Source organism: Paenibacillus sp. YSY-4.3, from assembly GCF_054767475.1.
This window is the reverse complement of the sequence record NZ_BAABMC010000004.1, coordinates 302,019-324,503: the sequence shown is the minus strand read 5'-3', so window position 1 is coordinate 324,503 and position 22,485 is coordinate 302,019. Positions and strand designations below refer to the sequence as shown.

Annotated in this window: 20 protein-coding genes; 7 read left to right on the top strand and 13 right to left on the bottom strand. The window is 48.9% G+C overall.

Annotation, left to right across the window (positions count from 1 at the left end; genetic code table 11):
• Window positions 1-18 precede the first annotated feature (18 nt).
• From ACYUJT_RS15840 to deoB, 5 genes are all read right to left on the bottom strand, one after another.
• Window positions 19-972, bottom strand: coding sequence for an ABC transporter permease (locus tag ACYUJT_RS15840; protein ID WP_460323887.1), 954 nt, complete (start codon window positions 970-972; stop codon window positions 19-21).
• A 3-nt stretch (window positions 973-975) separates the two neighbouring features.
• Window positions 976-2,046 (bottom strand): ABC transporter permease, encoded by a 1,071-nt coding sequence (locus ACYUJT_RS15835; protein WP_460323885.1) that lies wholly within the window; start codon window positions 2,044-2,046, stop codon window positions 976-978.
• Window positions 2,039-3,574 (bottom strand): ABC transporter ATP-binding protein, encoded by a 1,536-nt coding sequence (locus ACYUJT_RS15830; RefSeq protein ID WP_460323883.1) that lies wholly within the window; start codon window positions 3,572-3,574, stop codon window positions 2,039-2,041. The genes ACYUJT_RS15835 and ACYUJT_RS15830 overlap by 8 nt, the downstream gene beginning before the upstream one ends.
• A 63-nt stretch (window positions 3,575-3,637) precedes the next feature.
• The gene (locus ACYUJT_RS15825) at window positions 3,638-4,681 is read right to left on the bottom strand and encodes a BMP family lipoprotein (protein ID WP_460323881.1); all 1,044 of its coding nucleotides are present in this window, start codon (window positions 4,679-4,681) and stop codon (window positions 3,638-3,640) included.
• A 54-nt stretch (window positions 4,682-4,735) separates the two neighbouring features.
• Entirely contained in the window at window positions 4,736-5,926 is a 1,191-nt protein-coding gene (gene deoB / locus ACYUJT_RS15820) for a phosphopentomutase (RefSeq protein WP_460323879.1), read from the bottom strand.
• Between the two features lie 189 nt (window positions 5,927-6,115).
• On the opposite strand from deoB, the gene ACYUJT_RS15815 reads away from it, so the two are divergent.
• The 3 genes from ACYUJT_RS15815 (at window position 6,116) to ACYUJT_RS15805 (ending at window position 9,391) form a co-directional block, all read left to right on the top strand.
• Window positions 6,116-6,832 carry a Crp/Fnr family transcriptional regulator gene (locus tag ACYUJT_RS15815; protein ID WP_460323877.1) on the top strand — a complete coding sequence of 239 codons (717 nt, stop codon included), beginning with the start codon at window positions 6,116-6,118 and terminating at the stop codon, window positions 6,830-6,832.
• Between the two features lie 186 nt (window positions 6,833-7,018).
• A complete protein-coding gene (gene deoD, locus ACYUJT_RS15810) occupies window positions 7,019-7,723 on the top strand; it encodes a purine-nucleoside phosphorylase (RefSeq protein ID WP_460323875.1) in 705 nt (234 codons plus the stop codon).
• Between the two features lie 147 nt (window positions 7,724-7,870).
• Entirely contained in the window at window positions 7,871-9,391 is a 1,521-nt protein-coding gene (locus ACYUJT_RS15805) for a serine hydrolase domain-containing protein (RefSeq protein WP_460323873.1), read from the top strand.
• Here ACYUJT_RS15805 and ACYUJT_RS15800 read toward each other — a convergent pair.
• Window positions 9,372-10,571 carry a stalk domain-containing protein gene (locus tag ACYUJT_RS15800; protein ID WP_460323871.1) on the bottom strand — a complete coding sequence of 400 codons (1,200 nt, stop codon included), beginning with the start codon at window positions 10,569-10,571 and terminating at the stop codon, window positions 9,372-9,374. The two genes, ACYUJT_RS15805 and ACYUJT_RS15800, sit on opposite strands and share 20 nt — an antisense overlap.
• Before the next feature lie 178 nt (window positions 10,572-10,749).
• Window positions 10,750-11,805, bottom strand: a complete 1,056-nt coding sequence (locus ACYUJT_RS15795) for an NAD(P)/FAD-dependent oxidoreductase (RefSeq protein ID WP_460323869.1) — start codon at window positions 11,803-11,805, stop codon at window positions 10,750-10,752.
• A gap of 122 nt (window positions 11,806-11,927) precedes the next feature.
• On the opposite strand from ACYUJT_RS15795, the gene ACYUJT_RS15790 reads away from it, so the two are divergent.
• From ACYUJT_RS15790 to ACYUJT_RS15780, 3 genes are read left to right on the top strand one after another with little or no spacing between them, the layout of a single operon-like run.
• On the top strand, window positions 11,928-12,872 hold the full coding sequence (locus ACYUJT_RS15790) for an iron-hydroxamate ABC transporter substrate-binding protein (protein WP_460323867.1): 945 nt from the start codon (window positions 11,928-11,930) through the stop codon (window positions 12,870-12,872).
• Window positions 12,873-12,893: 21 nt separating this feature from the next.
• Window positions 12,894-13,904 carry a FecCD family ABC transporter permease gene (locus ACYUJT_RS15785; protein ID WP_460323865.1) on the top strand — a complete coding sequence of 337 codons (1,011 nt, stop codon included), beginning with the start codon at window positions 12,894-12,896 and terminating at the stop codon, window positions 13,902-13,904.
• On the top strand, window positions 13,901-14,908 hold the full coding sequence (locus ACYUJT_RS15780; protein WP_460323863.1) for a FecCD family ABC transporter permease: 1,008 nt from the start codon (window positions 13,901-13,903) through the stop codon (window positions 14,906-14,908). The genes ACYUJT_RS15785 and ACYUJT_RS15780 overlap by 4 nt, the downstream gene beginning before the upstream one ends.
• Window positions 14,909-14,993: 85 nt before the next feature.
• On the opposite strand, the gene ACYUJT_RS15775 is transcribed toward ACYUJT_RS15780, so the two are convergent.
• Together ACYUJT_RS15775 and ACYUJT_RS15770 are read right to left on the bottom strand one after the other, a co-directional pair.
• Window positions 14,994-16,010, bottom strand: coding sequence for an SDR family oxidoreductase (locus ACYUJT_RS15775; RefSeq protein WP_460323861.1), 1,017 nt, complete (start codon window positions 16,008-16,010; stop codon window positions 14,994-14,996).
• Window positions 16,011-16,081: 71 nt separating this feature from the next.
• Window positions 16,082-16,453 (bottom strand): winged helix-turn-helix transcriptional regulator, encoded by a 372-nt coding sequence (locus ACYUJT_RS15770; protein ID WP_460323859.1) that lies wholly within the window; start codon window positions 16,451-16,453, stop codon window positions 16,082-16,084.
• 300 nt (window positions 16,454-16,753) lie between these two features.
• Between ACYUJT_RS15770 and ACYUJT_RS15765 the strand changes: the two genes are divergently transcribed.
• Entirely contained in the window at window positions 16,754-17,506 is a 753-nt protein-coding gene (locus ACYUJT_RS15765) for an SDR family NAD(P)-dependent oxidoreductase (RefSeq protein ID WP_460323857.1), read from the top strand.
• A gap of 130 nt (window positions 17,507-17,636) precedes the next feature.
• On the opposite strand, the gene ACYUJT_RS15760 is transcribed toward ACYUJT_RS15765, so the two are convergent.
• From ACYUJT_RS15760 to ACYUJT_RS15745, 4 genes are all read right to left on the bottom strand, one after another.
• Window positions 17,637-18,647, bottom strand: a complete 1,011-nt coding sequence (locus ACYUJT_RS15760) for an endo-1,4-beta-xylanase (protein ID WP_460323855.1) — start codon at window positions 18,645-18,647, stop codon at window positions 17,637-17,639.
• Between the two features lie 52 nt (window positions 18,648-18,699).
• Entirely contained in the window at window positions 18,700-19,659 is a 960-nt protein-coding gene (locus ACYUJT_RS15755; protein WP_460323853.1) for a carbohydrate ABC transporter permease, read from the bottom strand.
• A gap of 2 nt (window positions 19,660-19,661) precedes the next feature.
• Window positions 19,662-20,621 carry an ABC transporter permease gene (locus ACYUJT_RS15750; protein ID WP_460323851.1) on the bottom strand — a complete coding sequence of 320 codons (960 nt, stop codon included), beginning with the start codon at window positions 20,619-20,621 and terminating at the stop codon, window positions 19,662-19,664.
• An 86-nt stretch (window positions 20,622-20,707) separates the two neighbouring features.
• Window positions 20,708-22,396 (bottom strand): type 2 periplasmic-binding domain-containing protein, encoded by a 1,689-nt coding sequence (locus ACYUJT_RS15745; protein ID WP_460323849.1) that lies wholly within the window; start codon window positions 22,394-22,396, stop codon window positions 20,708-20,710.
• Window positions 22,397-22,485 lie beyond the last annotated feature (89 nt).

Below are 22,485 nucleotides of genomic sequence, written 5' to 3'. Positions count from 1 at the left end.
GGCTATAAGCCGCAGCGACTATCGCTTCCCTACCTCATAAGGCTCCCCTAAGGCCTTCGGTGCGCGAGCCTTACCTACTGCGCCAATCAAGACAAGCATGGTCAAGACGTACGGCAGCATATAGAAAAATTCATTCGGAATACGGGCGGCAAATTCAAAAATTTGCAGCTGATCCTTGACAGCTTGAGCCAAGCCGAAGAATAAGGAAGCCAGCATAGCGCCGATTGGATTCCACTTACCGAAAATAACCGCTGCGAGCGCGATATAACCTTGCCCGGAAATCGTGTTAAACGCAAAGTTGCCGTTCGAGGTTAATACGATTGTCGCTCCGCCTAGCGCAGCAATCGAACCGCTGAGAATAACAGCCATGTAGCGCATCCGGTTAACCTTAACCCCTACCGTATCCGCGGCGCCTGGATGCTCGCCAACGGCACGCAGCCTTAACCCGATAGCCGTCCTATAAATAATAAAGTAAATGACAATCACGAGCGCAATCGCGATATACGTCGTTGGATAGTTGTTGAAGAATGCATTTCCGAGGAACGGAATATCGCCCAGAAGCGGAACTTTATATTTATGGAATACCGTCGTAAGCAGCGGGCTTTCCGCCGAGCCTTCAAAAATCAGCTTCACCAGGAAGAAGGTCGAGCTTGCCGCGAGAATGTTAATAACGACCCCGCTGACCACCTGGTTTGCCTTAAACCTGATTGTAGCAATGGCATGTATACTGGAGAAAATCGCCGTGAATACAAAGGCTCCGATAATGCCAAGCCATGGCGACAGATTGCCTAACCCTGCCGTCTCTGCATAATAAGCAATGACCGCGGAGAAGAAGGCTCCGGACACCATGAAGCCCTCGAGACCAATATTAATGACGCCCGAACGCTCGGAGATGAGCCCGCCGAGGGCGGCAAAGATAAAGGCCGTGGAGAATACGAGCGTCCCATTCATGAGATTGCTGATAATGTCCATCACTTACACCTTCTTCTTCATTTTATTGAATAGCGGACGGAAGAAGAGCTTCACAATGCCTGGTGCGGCAACGAAAAAGATAATGAAGCCGATGACCATCCGAATGATCTCGCCCGGCACTTCCGCACCAAAGCTCATGCCTTGCGAACCATAGGTAAGGGCTCCGATCAGCATTCCGGAGAGGAGCACACCGAGAGCCGAGTTTCCGCCAAGCAGAGCTACCGCGATTCCATCAAATCCAAGACCCGAGGTCACCGAGTTGATGGCGATGTATTTGAAAACGCCGAGCACCTCAAACGTACCGACCAGCCCTCCGAATACGCCGGAAATAAACATCGTGCGTACCATAACTTTCGATACCTTCATCCCGGCATACTCGGCCGCATCAGGACTAAGCCCGACTGCACGCAGCTCGTAGCCCCATTTCGTCTTGTTCAGATAAATGGAGTAGAAAATGACGGCAAGAATCGCAAGCAAGAATCCCCAGTGAATACGGGCGCCGCCCATTAGTTGGGACAGCCAGCCGATTTGAATGCTCGCGGATTCCTGAATCATCGCGGAGCGCTGCGTTCCTGCCTGCGGCATGAAGTACCGGATAAGATAATGACTCAAATACAGCGCTATAAAGTTAAACATAATACTGGTGATAACCTCATTGATGCCTCGTTTCGCCTTAATATACCCCACGAGCGCACCCCACAACCCTCCAAGGATTGCGCCAAAAATAACAGCGACGATAGCATGAAATGGCGCCGGCAGGCTCAGCTTCGTTCCTACGATGAGCGCGCCGACGGAACCCATGATGATCTGTCCATCGACCCCGATATTAAATAGGCCGGCACGAAATGCAATGCCTACCGCCAGACCACACATGACGAGAGGTACGATCGAGCGCAGCGCTTCCCCGAAGTCATAGCTGCTGCCGAATATTTTGGTCACCAAGGATTCGTAGGCGAGCAGCGGGTCATATCCGCCAATCAGCATGATCAGCGCTCCCAATAATAGACCGATAATAATAGAGACAACAGGAATAACAGCAGATTCACGCCTGAAAATACTCATTAATTTATTCATGTGTGCCCTCTCCTTCATGCTTGCCTGCCATCATCAACCCAAGCTGCTGATCATTCGTCGATTCCGGCGTCGTCTCGCCCACGATCTGTCCTCCGAACAAAACAAGAATGCGGTCGGATACATTCAGTATTTCCTCCAGCTCAAAGGATATGAGCAGCACAGCTTTTCCTTGGTCACGCTGGGCAATAAGCTGTTTGTGCACAAACTCAATCGCGCCAACGTCAAGTCCCCGCGTAGGCTGAGCCGCAATGAGCACCTGCGGCTTCTTGTCAATTTCACGGGCGATGATAACTTTCTGCTGATTCCCCCCAGACATGGAGCGAACCTTCGTATTGATGCTTGGCGTCCTTACGTCGAACTCCTTGACGAGGCGCTCGGCCATCTCATCTCTCGCCTTCTCGTTAATGAAGCCACGCTGGTTAAGCTCCGGGTGATTATAAGTTTGCAAAATTATATTTTCACTGACTGTAAAGTCCAGAACGAGTCCATGTTTATGCCGGTCCTGCGGAATATGGGACAATCCGCTTTCCGAGATGACGCGCGGGGATTGGTTCGTGACGCTAGTGCCTTGAAGCAGAACTTCCCCAGATTTAATGCTGCGCATGCCTGTAATCGCTTCGATCAGCTCGGTTTGGCCGTTGCCGTCGACCCCTGCGATGCCAACGATCTCGCCTGCGCGCACGGAGAAGGACAGTCCGTCGACCGCATTTTTTCCTTTTCCGCTTTCTACTATTAAATCCTTAACTTCGAGCAATACATCTTCAGGCTTGGCAGCCTGCTTCTCCGTCTTGAAATTAACTGCTTTCCCTACCATTTTCTCCGCTAATTCCTGCGGATTCGTCTTGGCGACTTCCACGCTCTCAATGACCTTGCCCCGGCGAATAATCGTGCAAGTGTCGGCAATTTCCATAATTTCCTTCAGCTTGTGCGTAATCAATACAATCGATTTTCCTTCGGCAACCAAACGTCTCATAATTTCCAGCAGCTCGCTGATCTCTTGAGGCGTGAGGACCGCAGTTGGCTCGTCAAAAATAAGAATATCTGCTCCCCGGTAGAGTGTCTTGATGATTTCTACTCGCTGCTGCATGCCAACGCTGATCGATTCGATCGTAGCCATGGGATCGACATCCAGCTTATATTGCTCGGAGAGCTTTTTAACCTGTGCGCTGGCTCCTTTAATATCGATCTTCATGCCCTTCTTCGGCTCCATTCCGAGAATGATATTCTCCGTTACCGTGAAAGGCTCGACCAATTTAAAATGCTGATGCACCATCCCGATACCCAGATCAATCGCCTTGTTCGGGCTATCAATCACTTCCTTCTGCCCGTTGACGTAAATGTCGCCTTCATCCGGCTGGTATAATCCGAATACGATGCTCATCAACGTCGACTTCCCGGCGCCATTCTCGCCGAGCAAAGCATGAATTTCACCGCGCTTCAATTGGAAGCTGATCGAATCGTTGGCCACTACTCCGGGGAATCTCTTCGTGATTCCTTTCAGCTCTAACGCAATGTCCGCCTTAGTCAAAGTAGACCCCTCCATCAAAGTTTCCGTCCCCTGACACACCCAGGTGACAGGGGACGAAATTTATTATTTTTCTGGTACGACAATTTCGCCGTTAACGATTTTTTGACGATATTCTTCTACCTTAGCCAGCACCTCAGGAGCTACGTTCTTGCTGGATGTCGGTGCAATATCCACGCCGTTCTCCTTCAGACCCATCAGCGTAACCTGGCCTGCCGGGAAGTTGCCTTCGGCCAAGCTCTTGGTGATTTGATAAACGGCTTCATCCACTTTTTTCACCATGGAAGTCAGGGTTACATCATCGCCAAAGATCAGGGATTGGTCTTTATCGACTCCGATCACCCATACTTTGCCGCCCTTGCTGTTGCGCTCTTTCGCTTCGTTGAATACACCGTTGCCCGTTAGGCCCGCAGCGTGGAAAATGATATCGGCACCGTCGTTATAAATCGTTGAGGCCGCCGATTTACCCATATCTACCCGGTTGAACAAGCCCGTGTAGTTAACGATTAATTTGGCATCCGGGTTTACGGCTTTGATCCCTTCGCGGAAACCGACTTCAAAGCGTTTAATAACCGGGATCTCCATCCCGCCAACAAAGCCGATTTTGTTCGTCTTGGTCGTAAGGCCAGCGATAACCCCGACTAGGAAAGAACCTTCCTGCTCTTTGAAGGATACCGAAGCAACGTTAGGCAGAACCAGATCGGAGTCTACGATTCCGAAGTTGGAATTCGGATTCTCGTTAGCCAGTTGAGTTACCGCATCCGCTAGTGTATAGGCAGTAGCCCATGTCAGGTCATAGTTTGCTTTCACGAATTGATTTAAGTTCGGTACAACGTCGGCATCGGTTTTAGGCTCAAGATATTTAACTTCGAAGCCATAGTCCTTTTTCAGCTGTTGAAGAGCTTCCCATGCGCTTTGGTTAAAGGATTTATCATTGACGCTACCAAGGTCAGTAACCATACCCACTTTAAGCTTCTTGATATTTTCTTGATTGCCGGCTGGGGCGTTTCCTGCTCCAGTGTTCGGATTTGCCGCTTTTTGTCCGCATGCCGTGAGAACCAGCATAAATACGAGCAGCAGAGGTAATACCGTTTTCATTGTCTTTTTCATTGTTGATTTCCTCCCTAATGTTAATTTGTCTTTGGATCCTTACTTAGATGATTGCTAGTCCTGGCTGCGTGCCAGCTGCCCTAAGAAGCTTTCCCCGAGTTCCGGCTTATCCACCCCGAAGTTGTCGGCAATCGTAGCAGCCAGATCCGCAAAGGTGCTTCTCGTCCCGATCGATGCGGCCTGATCCGCAAGCGCAGGATTGTAGATCAGGATCGGAACGTATTCCCGGGTATGATCGGTACCCGGACTCGTTGGATCATTCCCGTGATCGGCCGTAATGATGAGCAAATCACGTTCTCCCGTCCGTTTCATCAACTCGGGAATATACCGGTCGAACTCTTCCAGGCAGGCCGCATAACCTGCAGGGTCACGGCGATGGCCGTATAAGGAATCGAAATCCACCAAATTCGTAAACAACAAGCCCTCAAACGAACGCTCCAGGAGCCGGATCGTTGTTTCAATACCGTGCAAATTATTCTTTGTTGGGAAGGACTCCTTTATTCCTTGTCCTGTGAATATATCATAAATTTTACCAACAGAGATAACATCATAATTTTTGGCCTGCAGCTGATCCAACACAGTGCTTCCAAACGGGGCAAGGGCGTAGTCATGCCGATTCGGCGTGCGTACGAACGCGCCGGGTTTCCCTACATACGGCCTTGCGATGATGCGGCCAACTACGTACGGATCATGAAGCGTCAATTCACGGGCGATTTCGCAAGCACGGTACAGTTCCTCCAGCGGGATCACTTCCTCATGAGCCGCGATTTGAAAGACGCTGTCGGCCGAGGTATACACGATCCAGGCGCCTGTCCGCATCTGCTCCTCTCCGTACTCATCAAGAATTTCCGTACCCGAGGCCGGCTTGTTACCGATAACCTTGCGGCCGGTCATCTCCTCGAATTTACCGATCAACTCAGCCGGGAACCCGTTCGGATAGACTTGAAAGGGTACCTCCACCTTCAGCCCCATCAACTCCCAGTGTCCCGTCATTGTATCCTTGCCGACGGATACCTCTGCCATCTTCCCGTAGCTGGCTAGTGGCCTCTCCACCTGCGGGACGGCAGACAGCGGTGAAATGTTCCCGAGTCCAAGCGCGGCAAGATTCGGCAACTGAATCGCCGGAATCCTATCGCAAATATGGCCGAGCGTGTGGCTGCCTTCGTCCCCGAAGGCTGGCGCGTCCGGCAATTCACCGATTCCTACGCTATCCATGACTATGACGCATATTCGTTCAAATTTCATAATTTTACCTCGATTCTGGAAATATGAAAAGGAAGCTGCTGCTTCATTTTACTCATCCTAAATAACGCCTTAACAAAAAATGCCGCTATGCTTTGTTTTCGACAAATCATGATACAATAAACGATAGGGCTGCTTTACAATCTCATAACCAGGCTGTTCATATAACGAAACTGAAAGGACGTAGAAATCATGATTGATAACCTCTCAGACATTCACATTTTTGCCGGCCTATCCGAAGAGGATTTACAATATATATTCCCGTTCCTCAAGGAACGGCAATTCAAGAAGAACCATATTCTAATGTTTGAGAATGACGAAAGCGATGAAATTTACCTCCTTCGCTCAGGCATGGTTAAAATTTATCGCATGTACGAAGGTAAAGAAGTGGTCCTTAGCATTACGACGCCCGGCGATATTATCGGCGAGGTTGAATCTCTGGCGAATAACTATCATCGGATTTCATCGATCGAAGCGTTGGAGAATGTATCGGTCTGGCAAATTTCAGGCCAAGACTTCATGCACATCGTCGATAAATATCCTATCGTCTTAAGAAACGCTTACAAAATCCTTGTAGAGCGTACCCGGATGCTCAATCGCATGATCCGCTACTTGACCTTCTACGATGTCCGCGGCAAAGTCGCTAACCTAATCATGGATCTGTATTATAATTTTGGGACGACTAAAGAAAACGTTTACAAGATCGACCTGAAAATTAATCAGTCCCTGCTGGCCAACATGATCGGAATCACCCGAGAATCGATCTCCAAAACCCTTGGTGATTTCCAAGCCGAAGGACTCATCGATATTCGTGATAAGCATTTATACCTCCTTGATATGAAACTGTTAGAATCCATTTGTCATGAGACGGAAGAGTTCCCTACGCTTCGCAAGTGGTATAACAATTAGGCGGCTTATTGCTCTCAATATATCAAATGGCAGCGCTTCACTTCCGTTAACAGCGTAACGATATTTTTGTTAACCAATTCACAGAGATGAGGTTAACCCCTTAACAGTTCCCGATGCTTGCATTGTGCTATGCTTTTCGTGTAATGTTGCAACAGGCACAATATAACTGAGCTGGAGGGAATTTACATGAGCTTTCACATCGAAGCTAAAGTTGGCGAAGTCGCAGAATCCGTCTTACTGCCGGGAGATCCGCTGCGCGCGAAATATATTGCCGAGACTTTCCTGGAGGATGCTGTTTGCTACAATCAGGTCCGCGGTATGCTGGGCTATACGGGAACCTACAAAGGCAAGCGCGTATCGATTCAAGGAACCGGTATGGGGATGCCTTCCGCTTCTATTTACATCCATGAGTTGATTAACGACTACGGTGCCAAACATCTTGTTCGTATTGGAACATGCGGTGCTATTCAGCACGACGTTAAAATCCGTGACGTCATTATCGCTCAAGCTGCCGCTACCAATTCCGCGATCATTCGCAACCAGTTCCCCGGATACGACTTCCCGCAAATTGGGAACTTCGATTCCATTAAAACCGCTTATGAAATCGGTGTCAGCAAAGGACTGAACCTGCGCGTTGGCAACGTCCTTTCCTCCGACCTGTTCTATACAGACAGCAGCGATGAATTCAACAAGCTTGGCAAACACGGTGTGTTGGCCGTAGAGATGGAGACAGCGGCGCTGTACTTCCTCGCCAACAAATTCAGCGTAAAAGGCTTAAGTCTGCTTACGGTGAGTGACCATATTCTGACCGGCGAGCAAACCACGGCTCAAGAGAGACAAACAACGTTCAACGACATGATTGAGGTTGCTCTGGAGACCGTATCAAAATAAGGTCAAGGCCTTGGCCTTAAATGGAGCAGATCCCATCACAAACAACAAGAGGGCTACCGGATAAGCAGTGTGGGTACTGCTGCCGGGTAGTCCTTTTTAACGTTGACCTTATGTGGGGAGGTTATTTATATTCGATTCTTAATTAGCATGCTGCTGATTACTATCATCTGCTGCTTCGAACTACTCCCAGTTAGGACCTCTAGCGCCCTCGCAATGACGATCCATAAAGATAGTTTTCAAAAGATAGATGAAGAAATTACGCAGAACATGCAGCGATTCAACATTCCGGGCATGGCCTTCGTGCTGGCCGATGAGAACGGTACTGTCTATTCCAAAGGTTATGGCGTGCTGAAGCAAGACAGTGCCTTAAAGGTTAACACTTCGACCAATTTTCACATCGGTTCTATCTCTAAAGTCTTTACCTCACTGGCTATCATGCAGCTTCGAGACGCAGAATTAATCCAACTAAATGACCCAGTCACAAAGTATTTACCGTGGTTCACAACGAAAGATCCTATTCTCTCCAGCCGCATTACCATCCGTGACCTGCTAAATCATACAAGCGGGCTTCCTGGACGGCTCAATACCCATGATATAACTGGAGCAAGCTCAGAGACGATTAGGCAGCAACTCAGCCGCAAGCTGCAAAACGTATCTCTTGTAGCCGAACCGGGCATCACCTATGAATATTCCAACATAAACTATGATTTGCTCCAACTTATTATAGAGGAAGTCAGCGCTCTTTCTTTCCCTGACTATATGAGTCAACAGATTTTTCAGCCACTCGGCATGAAGCGAACTTTCTTCAACCAAGATGACGAACTTGAACCTAATTCAGCCACCGGGCACCGATACCTCTGGGGAAATCTCCGGCCTTTTCATGAGAATCTTACCTACGCTACATTGGGCTCTGCTGGTTTATCGACGAACGCCAAGGATCTAGGCATTTACATTTCCTTTCTCTCAGCAGCTTCAGACGATTCTGTTCTTCAATCGAACAGTTTGCGTGAAATGCGCTCAGCAGCAATTTATGATTCTTCGTCAATCGGTTATGGATACGGCTGGGAAATGACCAGAAATACGATCGAGAAAAAAGGAGGTTTACCTGGGTTCACTGCGAATCTCATTATAGTTCCAGGTAAATCCTACGGCTTTGCCCTGCTTGCCAACTCCAAGCAAAATATAACGGATGAAACAAACTTTAATATTTATCGGATACTGGAGGGGGACTCGCCTATCCATTTGGCCAAAGCCGATTATCCCGCCATTTCGCCTATAAATAAGAGTCTTCTATATATAAGCGGACTACTTATCTTAATTGTATTACTTATGTGGCTGCCCACACTCATTGGCTGTCTAGCCAAGAAAGGCGGCTGTTTCCTGATAAAACCCACAACCGCAACCATTCTCATCTGCTTCGTGCTGAACATCATTATAAATTTAGGAGTCCAATATTACATTTACGTATATGTTCCTTTCGCCAGCGGTGCTCCATCTCTATATCGGTTTACAACGGCTCCCGATACGGTGAACGGATTGACGCTGCTGTCCATAGCCTGGCTCGTCTTTAGCACTTCAGTCGTGTGCAAATCCGTAGTTCGCGTAAACGCAAAGGTACCACACAGGTTCAAAAAACCTGCTAAATCAATCATTCCGCCTCGACAATGAACTCAGCCCAGTTCGTCGCTACCGGCCCGCGTTCAGGGGCTGCGATGTAGTTCGGGCTGTCGATTCTGATTAGGTAGTTACCCGGGACCTCGACTCGAACTGTCCCTGAAAACTTGCCGGCCTGAATCGGGAGCCTCTTGGTGCTGACTGTCTCGTATACAACATAAGAATCCTCAGGCTTCAGATTATATTTCTGTACTACTACAGTAACTTGGTCGAATAAGTCATGAGGCTTTACAATCGTCCCCTCAATTGCGACTTCGGCTCCGCTCTTCACCTTTACATATCCGGATGTCGGTGAATGAAGTGTAACGTATTGCTGGCCTTCCTCTGTCATTCTTACGGGCACCGCAGCAGGATCGCTAACCTTGCGCAATATAGTGAAATCAGCCGTGCCTGCAGAAATGGCGTATAACTTTAAAGGATTAATGCCTGGCCGCAGCTCGGCCTCAAACTCCATACGGTTGTATAGGCGGCCATCCTGCGATATGCCTTTGGCCGTCACTCGGCCCGTCCCTCCTCCCCAAGCTCCGCTGCCAAAAGAGAATAAAAATTGAGGGGGGTACATCTCCTCCTGATACAGCATTGAGAACTTGGCCGTCTCATTACCAGTTTCCCAACTCGGGGTTAGCACTTCAATGATTTTCTCACTCCAATTCCAGGTGACCGTTCCCTGGTCCAGCGACGCAGTAACGCCGAGCCATGCCAGCGGTTTCACGGGAATATATGTGCGCCCGTTCGCCAAGAACGGCTTTGGAATTTTCTCGTCTGATATCGTGCCCCCGCCAGGCAGGTAAATTTGATCCGAGCCGATGCGGAACGATAGCTCCTGCCAGTTCGGGGCAAGCTGCGGCTTCATTACGACCTGCGCCTCCCTTTTCTTGGCATCCCATGTCACCGAGACGGCAGCCCCGCTCTCCTGCAGTGTCCGCAGCGGCACGAAGACCCGCCCATCCTTCAGAATCGGCTTATCTGCACGGACAGCCTTTCCATCCAACGTCGCAGAAGTACCCTGCAGATTGAATTTCAGCTCATGCTTGATACGGTACATTTTGGCGATGTCTCCCGCCGGGTCACCGTCCACATTCGACGCAGCGGCAGAAGGAGCGGTTATTGCACTTATGCTAAAAGCCAAAGCTGCCGTGATGGACAACAAAGCGGTTGTTACTTTCTTCATCATCAATGTTTCCCTCCATCCTTTTACTATTTATATAAACTCAATATTCTTTCTAATGTTGCATGTTTATGTATATTTCCAAAATAAAAATCAACTGCATCGTAGACGAATTTAGCCTTTACGTACAGTTGATCTTATATAGATCGGCCTTAATGCCGTGTATCGTCTTACTGGACTGCACTCACTTGATCATTTGTTTAATCAATTCCCGATTGCGCGCCTTGAAAATTTCGTTGTGGGAAGATACCATACCGCTCTTATAAGCGTCAGGCTGGATATACTGCTTCGCCCGGTTGACCGCATTGGCGGCATCCTGAAAGGCTCCTGCAATAAGGTGAAGCTTCCCGTCATGCTTCAAAATGTCCCCAGCCGCATACAACCCCTCGATGGAGGACTCACTCCCGGAACTGCCGGCAATATAATAATTATCCGCTATGTCTATGTTCAGTTCACTATTCTCAAGCAGGGCGGTATCGCGTTCGTAGCCGTGATTAATGATGACTTCATCAATGTCAAGGAACGTCACCTCGCCCGTCTCATGATTCGTCAATTCTACTCGCTCTATCGCTTCGTGGTTCTCGCCGGCAATCAACTTCGTGATCGACGTGTTGAAGTAACATCTTGCAGAGCTGTTCAATAGCTGTGTCACTTGCGCCTCATGCCCGGACAGCTCCTCTTTCCGGTAAGTCAAATAGACCTGGCCGGCAATCGGTTCCAGTTCATTCGCCCAGTCGATCGCGGAATTGCCGCCCCCGGAGATAATGACGGTCTTGCCTTTGAAACGCTGGAGCGATTTTACCGTGTAATTAAGATTGGACACCTCGAATCTCTCCGCCCCTTCGATCTCCAGCTTCTGCGGATTCAATATGCCGCCGCCCACGGCGACAATGACTGTGCGGGAGTAATGCTTCTGTCCTGAAGCAGCCTGCAAAACAAAGATTCCCTCTCCATCGCGAGAAATAGATTCTACCTTCTCATTCAGTACAACCTCTGGATTAAAGGTCAATCCCTGTTCAACGAGCTGCTCGATTAATTTCGCACCGGGAACCGGCGTCAATCCTCCAACGTCCCAAATCATCTTCTCGGGATAGACATGAACCTTTCCGCCCAGCCTTGGCTGGTATTCTATCAGCTTGGCCTTCATTTCCCGAAGCCCGCTGTAAAAGGCGGAGTAAAGTCCTGCAGGCCCCCCGCCAATGATCGTTACATCAAATATCTCCTGCCCTTGCTCCTCCACATTGACTCACTCCTCAACAATATTTAAAGACCTAAAAAATGATTGACAACAATACAAAGCGATTTTATAGTAATTATATTGAAATTGATAATCATTATCAAGTAGAAAAGGGGATTAATGAAGTGAAGAAGTTATGGATTCCACTGATGCTGTTATTTGCACTCCTAGTTAGTGCATGTGGCAGCCAGGCTGCAGATCATACAGGAAACAACGGGGGAGCCGGTCAAGATACGGGCGCCACTTCAGAGAATACGGGAACAATCACATACCAATCCGAGAATGGACCGGTTGAAGTACCTGCAAATCCGCAGCGCGTTATCGTGCTGTCCTCTTTTGCCGGTAATGTCATGGCTCTGAACGTAAATCTGGTTGGCGTCGATTCGTGGTCGAAGATGAATCCGCGATTTGCCGATAGGCTAAAGGACGTGGAGGAAGTCTCCGACGAAAGCCTGGAGAAGATCATTGAGCTTGATCCCGACCTAATCATCGGTCTATCCAATATTAACAACGTCAACAAGCTGCAGGAGATTGCCCCTACTGTTACGTTTACCTATGGGAAGGTCGATTATTTGACCCAGCACCTGGAGATCGGCAAGCTGCTGAACAAAGAGAAAGAGGCCCAAGCCTGGATTGACGATTTCAAGCAGCGTGCACAACAAGCTGGGGAAGATATTAAAGCGAAGATCGGTGCAGACGCCACGGTATCGGTCATCGAGAACTTCGATAAGCAGATTTACGTATTCGGCGACAACTGGGGACGCGGCACGGAAATTCTGTATCAGGAAATGAAGCTGGGAATGCCGGAGAAAGTCAAGGAAATGGCGCTTAAAGACGGCTACTACGCCTTATCTCTGGAGGTTCTGCCGGAATATGCCGGAGACTACCTGATCATTAGCAAGAACCCCGATACGGACAACTCCTACCAGGAGACCGATACGTACAAGAACATACCGGCCGTCAAGAACAATCATGTATATGAAGCTAACGCAAAGGAATTTTATTTCAACGATGCGCTCACTTTGGACTACCAGTTGGAGTTCTTTATCGATCACTTCTTGAACAAGTAATCGTAGAAAGATGAGAGACTGATGACGACAAATAAACGAAAAACCATCCCCTTTCCTTACAAGCTCTTGGCCGGGACCATAGTATTCATCGGCATGTTCGTCATTTCCATGGTCTTTGGAGCCGCGGATACGACGCTCCAAGATGTTTGGCTGGCGCTCACTTCCAATGCTGCAGGCGATAAAATTTCCATGATTCGCGAAATCCGCCTGCCTCGTGAAGTTGCAGCAATTTTCGTCGGCGCTGCTCTGGCGGTAGCCGGGGCCATCATGCAGGGCATGACGAAGAACCCGCTCGCCGATCCCGGCTTGCTTGGCCTGACAGCCGGGGCAAATGCGGCCCTAGCCGTAACGATCGCCTTTATTCCTGGCGCCAACTATTTCGGCATTATGATCGGCTGCTTTATCGGGGCGGCTGTCGGGGCCGCGTTGGTCTTCGGGATCGCCGCTGTCAAGAAGGGCGGCCTGTCCCATTTTCGAATCGTGTTGGCCGGTGCTGCGATCTCGGCATTCCTGTATGCAATCGCTGAAGGCATTGGGATTTATTTCAAAATATCCAAGGACGTATCCATGTGGACGGCCGGCGGCATTATCGGCACGACCTGGAAGCAGCTCCTGATCATTGTGCCTTTTATCGTGCTTGGTATCCTGGTGTCGTTATTCCTCTCCCGCCAGCTGACCATCCTCAGCTTAAGCGAGGAGGTTGCCGTGGGGCTAGGCCAGAACATCGCGGTCATCAAAACGGTGCTCTTCATCGTGATTATTCTGCTGGCCGGAGCTTCCGTGGCGCTTGTCGGGAACATGGCGTTCATCGGCCTGATGATTCCTCACGTCGTCCGGGCCATCGTAGGTACCGATTATAGGTACATCATTCCGATGTCGGCGATTTCAGGAGCATCGTTCATGTTGTTTGCCGACACGCTGGGCCGGACCATCAACGCTCCTTACGAGACGCCCGTGGCCGCCATTGTAGCGATGATGGGGCTTCCTTTCTTCCTGTTCATCGTGCATAAAGGAGGCAAAGCATTCTCATGATACAACGGGCATTATTGCGCAAACAGCGCCTCATTCTGCTAATCCTGCTGGCACTGATCATCGTTACGGTCGTTATTGGCATGGGGATCGGCTACTCCTCCTTATCCTATGATCGGCTAATCCCTACCCTGCTGGGGCAAGGCACATTCAAAGAGGATTTCGTACTGTTCTCCGTCCGGCTGCCGCGAATCGTTATTACGCTGCTGGCTGGCATGGCGCTGGCCTTGTCGGGAGCCATCCTGCAAGGGATCACGCGCAACGATTTGGCTGACCCCGGGATTATAGGCATTAACTCCGGAGCTGGCGTGGCTATTGCGGTGTTCTTTTTATTTTTTCCGATAAAGGCCGGGTCGTTTGTGTACTTGCTTCCTTTAGTAGCCTTCATAGGGGCTTTTCTAACGGTATGCGCTATCTATTTGTTCTCATATAATAGGACGGCTGGCCTTCAGCCTGTACGGCTGGTACTTACCGGGATCGGCTTCTCCATGGCGCTGTCCGGGGTAATGATTGTTCTGATCTCCTCCGCAGAACGGGCAAAGGTCGATTTCATCGCCAAATGGATTGCCGGCAACATCTGGGGCTCCGATTGGCCCTTCATTTGGGCGATGCTGCCCTGGCTGATCGTTCTCATTCCATTTACCTTATACAAAGCCCATCGTATGAACCTGATGGAGCTGAGTGAGCCAGTGACGATCGGCGTAGGCGTATCGGTTGAAAGAGAGCGGATCGTTCTGCTGCTGACTGCCGTTGCCCTTGCGGCATCTGCCGTTTCCGTCACAGGCGGAATCTCGTTTATCGGCCTAATGGCCCCGCACATTGCCAAAGCGCTTGTCGGGCCGCGCAACCAGCTGTTCATGCCTATCGCGATTCTCATCGGCGGATGGCTGCTGCTCGTAGCCGATACCATCGGCCGGAACATCGTTCAGCCGGACGGCATTCCGGCAGGGATTATGGTTGCCTTGATCGGCGCCCCCTACTTTGTATATTTGCTGCTCAAAAAGTAACCTGTAAATCAAGAAGCCCCTAAGTGCTAGGCTATCGCCTTCTACTTAGGGGCTTTGAATGTGCTGCTGATTTACTTGGACTCTCCTATTCAGTTACTGCCTTCACAGCTTGGTCCAAGGCATCGATAACCTTGTCGCACCATGCATCAAATTCTGGATCCTCGAGCTGAAGCTCTGGATGGGCCAGTATGTGCTGCACGGTTTGCTTGATGCCCTGATCAAGCCTAGTTGTTGCCACGAATTCCGGAACAAGGCGTTTCAGTTTAGAATTATCGAACACGACCGAATTCGCTTTGTCTCCCAGCAGGCTGCCCCGTAAATCATCCGAGCTGCATGCTGCCAGAAATTCAGAGGACACATGAACTGCATTCAGCTTCACGCCCAAAGCATCCGCAATAATTTCATAGATTTGGTTCCAGGTGACCGTCTCATCGGATGTGATATGAACAGATTCGCCGATCGCATGGATGTTGCCCATCAAGCCTATAAAGCCCTTGGCAAAATCGCTGTTATGCGTCATCGTCCATAGAGAGGTTCCGTCCCCATGAATGATGACCGGCTTGTTCTCGAGCATCCGCTTAGCCACCTGCCAGCTTCCCTTGCCGCCATGCACGCCCAGCGGGATGGAACGCTCGCAATACGTATGGCTTGGCCGTACAATCGTAATCGGGAAGCCATTCTCCCGGTACTGCTTCATCAGATACTCTTCGCAGGCGATTTTATTTCTGGAATACTCCCAATAAGGGTTCGATAAAGGCGTTCCTTCAGTAACTCTATAATCCGACAATGGCGTCTGATAGGCTGACGCCGAGCTGATGAAGATAAACTGCTTCGTTCTTCCGTTGAACAGGCGATAATCTCTCTCCAACTGCTCAGGGTGAAAGGCGATAAAATCAGCCACGACGTCGAAATGCATATTCTCGATAAGCCGTGCTACCGCGGCTTCATCGTTGATGTCTGCTTGCAGAATGTTGACTCCGGCAGGCAATCCGCTATTTCTTGTCCCTCGATTCAATAAATACAGCTCGCAATCCGTTTCTGCCAGCTGCTGCGTAATCGCTGAGCTGATCGTTCCCGTTCCGCCGATAAATAGTACTTTCATTAGGACACCTCCATCAATGGTTGATTCCACTTTCAAGATATCATGCGCAGTCCGCCAAGACAATTACTTGCTCATTCCATGTGTCCATTTAAAACATTCTCTTCCAGCATAGCAAATTTATTGCCGTACACCTTGGTGATATGCTTATCCCCCCATGCGCACAAGGCATCCAATATTCCTCTCAGGCTCTGGCCGTATTCGCTTAGTTCATACTCCACCTTTGGAGGCACCTGGTTATATATGATTCTATTAATTACGCCGTCCGCCTCCAACTCGCGCAATTGCTGCGTCAGCATCTTCTGCGTAATTTCCGGCATAAGACGCTTCAATTCGCTGGTCCGTTTCTTGCCGTGCGTCAAATGACACAGAATCACGCATTTCCACTTGCCCCCTATGACCTCTAAGGTCGCTTCTACGGAAATATTATATTTCTTCTTTTTCAACTCCACTTCCTCCTGACTTTTAAGCCCCCATAGGGTACAAAAAGGTTGCTATATCCAAATAGGTATCTACAGCATTTTATAGTGCGTACTACCGCAAGTCACCTTCAACTCTCATAATAGCACTTGTCGGTGTGTTATCAAAATCGCTCTAAGCGGGCATGAAGCGCATCGGACCGGATTCCAATAACTTCGACATTTAATCACAGAATGATAGGATATCCCCGTGCAAAGTAATATAATAAAGCTGCTGGGTTACAGAAATTTCCGTCTGAATAATCATGGTCTAAAGGAGACGATACGATGGTAAACGTCAGAGGAAGATGGGCGCTGATCACAGGCGCAAGCCGGGGAGTTGGTTATCAGATTGCTATTTTCATGGCCAAGCAGGGCTGCAACCTGATTTTGCACAGCAGAAGTCTTGAGCATACCCGGAAAGTCGAAGATGAGGTTAAGGCATTGGGCGTGGAGGCCTATTGCGTGCAAGCCGAGCTGGCTAACCATGAGGAAGTAGTGGCCATGCTGGATGAAATCGAAGCGAAAGGAACCGAAGTCGACATCATCTTCAACAACGCAGCAGTCCAAATAGCGTACAGAACCGATTATTGGAGCACGCCCGTCGAGGACTTCGAAATGAGCTTCCGCATTAATTTCATTTCGATCGCCACCATCTGCAACAGGCTGATTCCAAAAATGATCGAACGCGGCTTCGGACGGGTCATCAACACGACAAGCGGCATCCGTAACGAGCCCGAGCAAGCCGGTTATGCCGCAAGCAAAGCGGCCCTGGACAAATTCACGAAAGATCTAGCTTCCCGTTTAGAGGGAACCAATGTGATGATCAACATTACCGATCCAGGCTGGTGCCGAACCGATCTAGGCGGGCCGCAGGCTCCATGCGCTGTCGAGAGCGTTGTTCCCGGCATCGCGGTAGGCGCATTTGTAGACGATAAGAAAAGCGCGCGGTTCTTCCCTGCGCAGGACTTCGTCGGCATGACGCTTGAAGACGCGGTATCCAAAGCCGAGAAAATCGAAGCGAATCCATATACCATTTAGCCGTAACGCGCAAAAAAGGGAGTCCGGAGGACTCCCTTTTTTATAGAAAATAGATATCGACTTCCCCGTATACTCTGCCCTGGCACTATGCTTCACTCCATAGGACCCCAATATCCTAAAGCGAAGTAGATTAGCCTTTAAGCGCAGCGATCCGATGAAAAGCCGATTTGGGATGATGATGTTCATCAAATAGGAATGGCCAATTTTTCCGCCCGCGGACAGGAAAATCGTCCAGCCAGGTATAATCATCCGCCGCTCCCCAGAAGGTCACGGAAGTTATCGCATCCCTATATTCCCTTAGCAGCTTGAAGACAGCTTCGTAGCGCTCCGCCTGAAGCTCGAGCATCTCTGACGTGGGCTCCGACAAATCCGTACGCTTGTCATCAAACCGGAACATCGACATATCCAGTTCAGTCAGCTGCAGCTGCAAACCGAGGCTGGCATATTTGTCCAATGCGGCGCGAATATTATCCAAGGAAGGATCGTAGAGATTCCAGTGTGCCTGAAGACCGATGCCGTGAATAGGCACACCTTGATCCAGCAGCGATTTCACCAAAGTATAGATCTTATCGCGCTTCCCTGGATGAGATTCGTTGTAGTCGTTATAGAAAAGGGCTGCGCCTGGGTCGGCTTCATGCGCATATTCAAACGCCCGTGCAATGAATTCTGGTCCGGCAATATCCAGCCATTTCGATCGCCGCAGCAGGTCATCCCCTTCGTCCGCTATAACCTCGTTCACCACATCCCAAGCGTAAATCTCGCCTTTATAACGGCCTACCACCGTGTGGATATGAGACTTCATCCTCTCGAGCAAAGTTGCCCGATCTACGGGGTTCCCCTGCTTATCTTCAAACAGCCAGCCAGTGGACTGGTTATGCCACACCAAGGTGTGTCCCCGCATAGCCATGCCGTGCTTCCGGGCAAACGACGCTATTCGATCGGCCTCGTCGAATGTATAGGCCCCCTCTTCCGGCTGCACACTGGCGAATTTCATTTCATTCTCCGCCGTAATGCTATTGAAATGATAAGCGAGCAGTTCCTCCTGCGTCCGTATAGTCAGCGGGTTAACGGCAGCACCGATCTGAAAATCGTCTGCAAAAATATCCTTCAATGCCGCTTCCGTACGTGTTCTATTCGTCAAAATAGCTTCCTCCTGACTGATGATTCGTCCAGTAATGCATTCCTCAATTCCGTTACTCCTTAACGCTTCCTACGTTCAAGCCGACGACGAAGTATTTCTGCATGAATGGATATACCAGCAGAATAGGCACGGAAGCCACAACCGTCACCGAAGCCCGAATCGATAAAGGCGTCACCATTTGCGCGGCCGCCCCCTGAGTCATGCCTGCCCCTGCAGCTACTGAAGGATTGTTATTAGCATTCATACTCGAGGATAACAGCTTCATCAGTTCGTATTGCAGGGTGCTCAGTTCCTGTTTAGAAGAGGTGTAGATAAAGGCGTCAAACCAGGAGTTCCACGCCCCGACAGCAACAAACAATGCAATAGTGGCCAACACCGGCTTGCAGAGCGGGAAGATGATCTGCCAGAAAATTTTGAAATCACCGGCTCCATCGATCCTCGCCGACTCGACCAAGCTTTCGGAAATAGATCCGATAAAGGTACGGATAACGATCATGTTAAACGCGCTAATCATCGAAGGGATCACGTACACCCAGAACGTATTGATCAAGTGCAGATCCTTCATCAGGAAGTAGCCTGGAATCAGACCGGCGTTAAAGTACATCGTCAGGATGAAAATGAAGGTAATCGGCTTGCGGAACACATATTCCCGCCGGCTCAGCGTGTAAGCCAGCATCGTGGTCAAGAACAGATTCAGCAGGGTCGAAAGCACCGTTCTGGCTACCGAAACCACAAATGCGTTATATATCGTTCCCGAAACGAAAACCGCCTTGTAGTTCTGCAAGGTGAATTCCCTTGGCCAAAGATATAATCCGCCACGGATCGTATCGCTCCCAGCATTAAAGGATACGACGATCGTGTTCAGAAATGGATACAAGGTGACTATGACCAAGATGATCATGAATATCGTGTTAAGTGTATGGAAGATGATCGGCTCTATCCGTCCTCTTCTTATACGTTTATTGACTGCCGCAGCAGTTGCTGGTCCTGGGGTGGTTGAATAATTTGCCATAACTATAACAGCCTCTCTTCCCCTAGTCGTTTAGCCATCCAGTTTGCAAAGAGCAGCATGGTCACGCTAACAACCGTTTTAAATATACCAGCAGCAGTAGCTAGTGAGTAATTGCCTTGAGCAAGCCCGTATTTCAACACGAAAATATCTATGGTCTGCGACCAGTCGAGCACAAGGCCGTTGCCCAGCAGATATTGAACTTCAAAGCCTGCTTCGAGAATATGACCGATCGACATGATCAACAGAATAATAATCGTTGGTTTTATGCCCGGCAGCGTAATATGGAGCATTTTCTTATAACGGCTTGCTCCATCAATATCTGCGGCTTCGTATAGTGCGGGATCGATCGCGGACATGGCGGCCAAATAGATGATCGTATTCCAGCCGACTTCTTTCCACACATGCGATGCACCGACAATACCCCAGAAATACTTGCCTTCGCTGAGCCATTGAATGGGCTCTTTAATCAGATTCAGCTTAAGCAGGACGTCGTTGACAATTCCGTCTGAAGCTAGCGAAGTCGCTACAATTCCAGTTACGATAATCCAAGATAAAAAGTGCGGCAGATAGGATATCGTCTGCACGGTTCTTTTCCAAAATATTTTCTTAATTTCATTCAGCAATAAAGCCAATATAATTGCGGTTGTAAAGCCGAGAATTAGATTAATAATACTCATTGCAAGCGTATTTCGTAGCACCTGCAAAAAACTGTCGTCTTTAAACAAAAATTCGAAGTGTTTAAAACCTACCCATTTCTGATCACTGAAGCTGCGCGCCGGCTTATAGTCCTGGAAGGCCATGGTCCAACCCCAAATTGGAACATAGGCGAATAAAACAATGTAAGCCAGAAGTGGCACTGACATATAGATTAGCTGACTCTGGCTTTTAATGAGGGACCAGGTCATTTTCTTTTCTTTTTTAGATTTCCGGACGGTACGGTTTTTCGATAATGTCTCATCCATAAGCGTTTTCTCCCCAAAACCTGTAATTACGGAAGGCGGGAGACAAATGCAAGTAGTCCTCCACCTTCCGATTCAACCCCAATGCCTTATTTCACTGACCAGGTATCCGTTCTCCACTGCAATACTTCATTAATGCGATCTTCATACGCCTTGATGTTCAGCTTGCCGATTTCGGACACATACTCGTTCCATACTTTATCGAACTCGCTTGGCTTAGCAAGAATGGCTTTCGGCAAATACTTCGTCGACAATTCATTTTGCTTCGTATTTACAATTTTCGCTTCGGATCCATCCACCAAGTCTATGGACCAAGCCGGATAAGCAATGTCATTCTCCGGTGCCTCACTAAAGAATTGAACAGGGCTGTCAAAGCCGTAAGCTTCAAGGAACTGCCTATCATACGGTTTCAACCCAGCCTTGAATTCCTCAGGTTGAGCGGCTGCATCCGTGGAGTTCCCATCGGAGAAGAAGCCTTCCATTTTCGGTGCAAATTTAACCCAAGCATCCGCTTTGTTGCCCAATTTCCAGGTGCCGTCATTAAATTTATCGCGCTGCTCTTGCGTTTTCATGAAGCGGCCTTCCTCATTGACATAGTAGTCCTCGTCTGGAATTCCCCAAAGGAGAATTTTCTGCCAATCCTCTTCTATCAAGCGATCCATTAATTTAATAATCTTGACAGGATCCTTCGCGTTGACACTGATGCCAAAACCGTTGTTGAGGTTCAGTGCCGCACGATCCTTATAGTGATCCCTGATGCTTGTATCGTATACGAGAGGAAGACCGATATAAGTTCTTTCGAGCTTCTCCTGTGTAATCAAAGACTCCTCAGCCTGTTGGAAATTCCAATGCTGGTCAAACATGCCGAGAACGGCGCCGCTTGAAATTTTGGCCATATACTGGTCAAAGTTTTGCGTAAATGCCTCTTTATCGACCAATCCGGCCGCATTCATTTCATTCAGCTTCTGATAGTATTTCTTGGCGTAATCCTTATCCGCAAAAATCTCCGCTTTGCCGTTTTCTACAACAACGCCGCCGTTATTCGGATGACCGATCAAATGCTGCGGAGCGTTGAACAATCCCCAGTTTCTCCAGTCGTAGTTCAGGATTTCGAAACCAATGGTCGGGGTTCCGTCAATCGTTGGGTGTTTCTCCTTGTATTTGGCAATCAAATCAAAGTATTCATCCAACGTTTTGACTTGAGGATAACCTGCATCCTCCAATACCGCCTTTTGGATCCAGAAGGCCGGTCCTGCATACCAGTTGCTCGTAGGGTCACCGTTCAAAACGCCATAGTTCGGAAGAATATAAATGTGGCCGTCGTTTGGATCCTTCATCATATTCCAGTATTTTTCATAATGCTTTTTCAAGTTTGGAGCGTGTTCCTCAATCAAATCCTCTAGAGGGATATAAGCCCCTGCTGCAGTCAGCTTTGTATTTCCCGTCATCATATCAGGATAGTCCGAGCCTGCAATCATAACGCCCAGCTTCTGATCAATGTCACCCGCCAAAAATTCAAATTTGAAGGAAGCACCGGTCTCTTCTTTAATCATCTTGTATATCTTGTTGTCTGGTGTTGGCTGTTGACCGGCCTCTCCAATAAAGACGCTGATTTCAAATGGTTCTACCTTACCGCCATTGTTCTCGCCCGCTGACTGATCCGGATTATTTTTGCCTCCACCCGACTTCGTGCCGCCGCTGCATCCTGAAAGAATGACGCTGAGCGACAACAGCAGGATTGTGCCGAGCCGAAACAACGATTTAGACTTACCCCCCATGTAAAAAAGCACCTCCGCAAATTTTTTAGCTACACAAGCCACTATTTTGTAAGCCCTTTCATGTAACCTATCTTTATTTTAGAATTGCT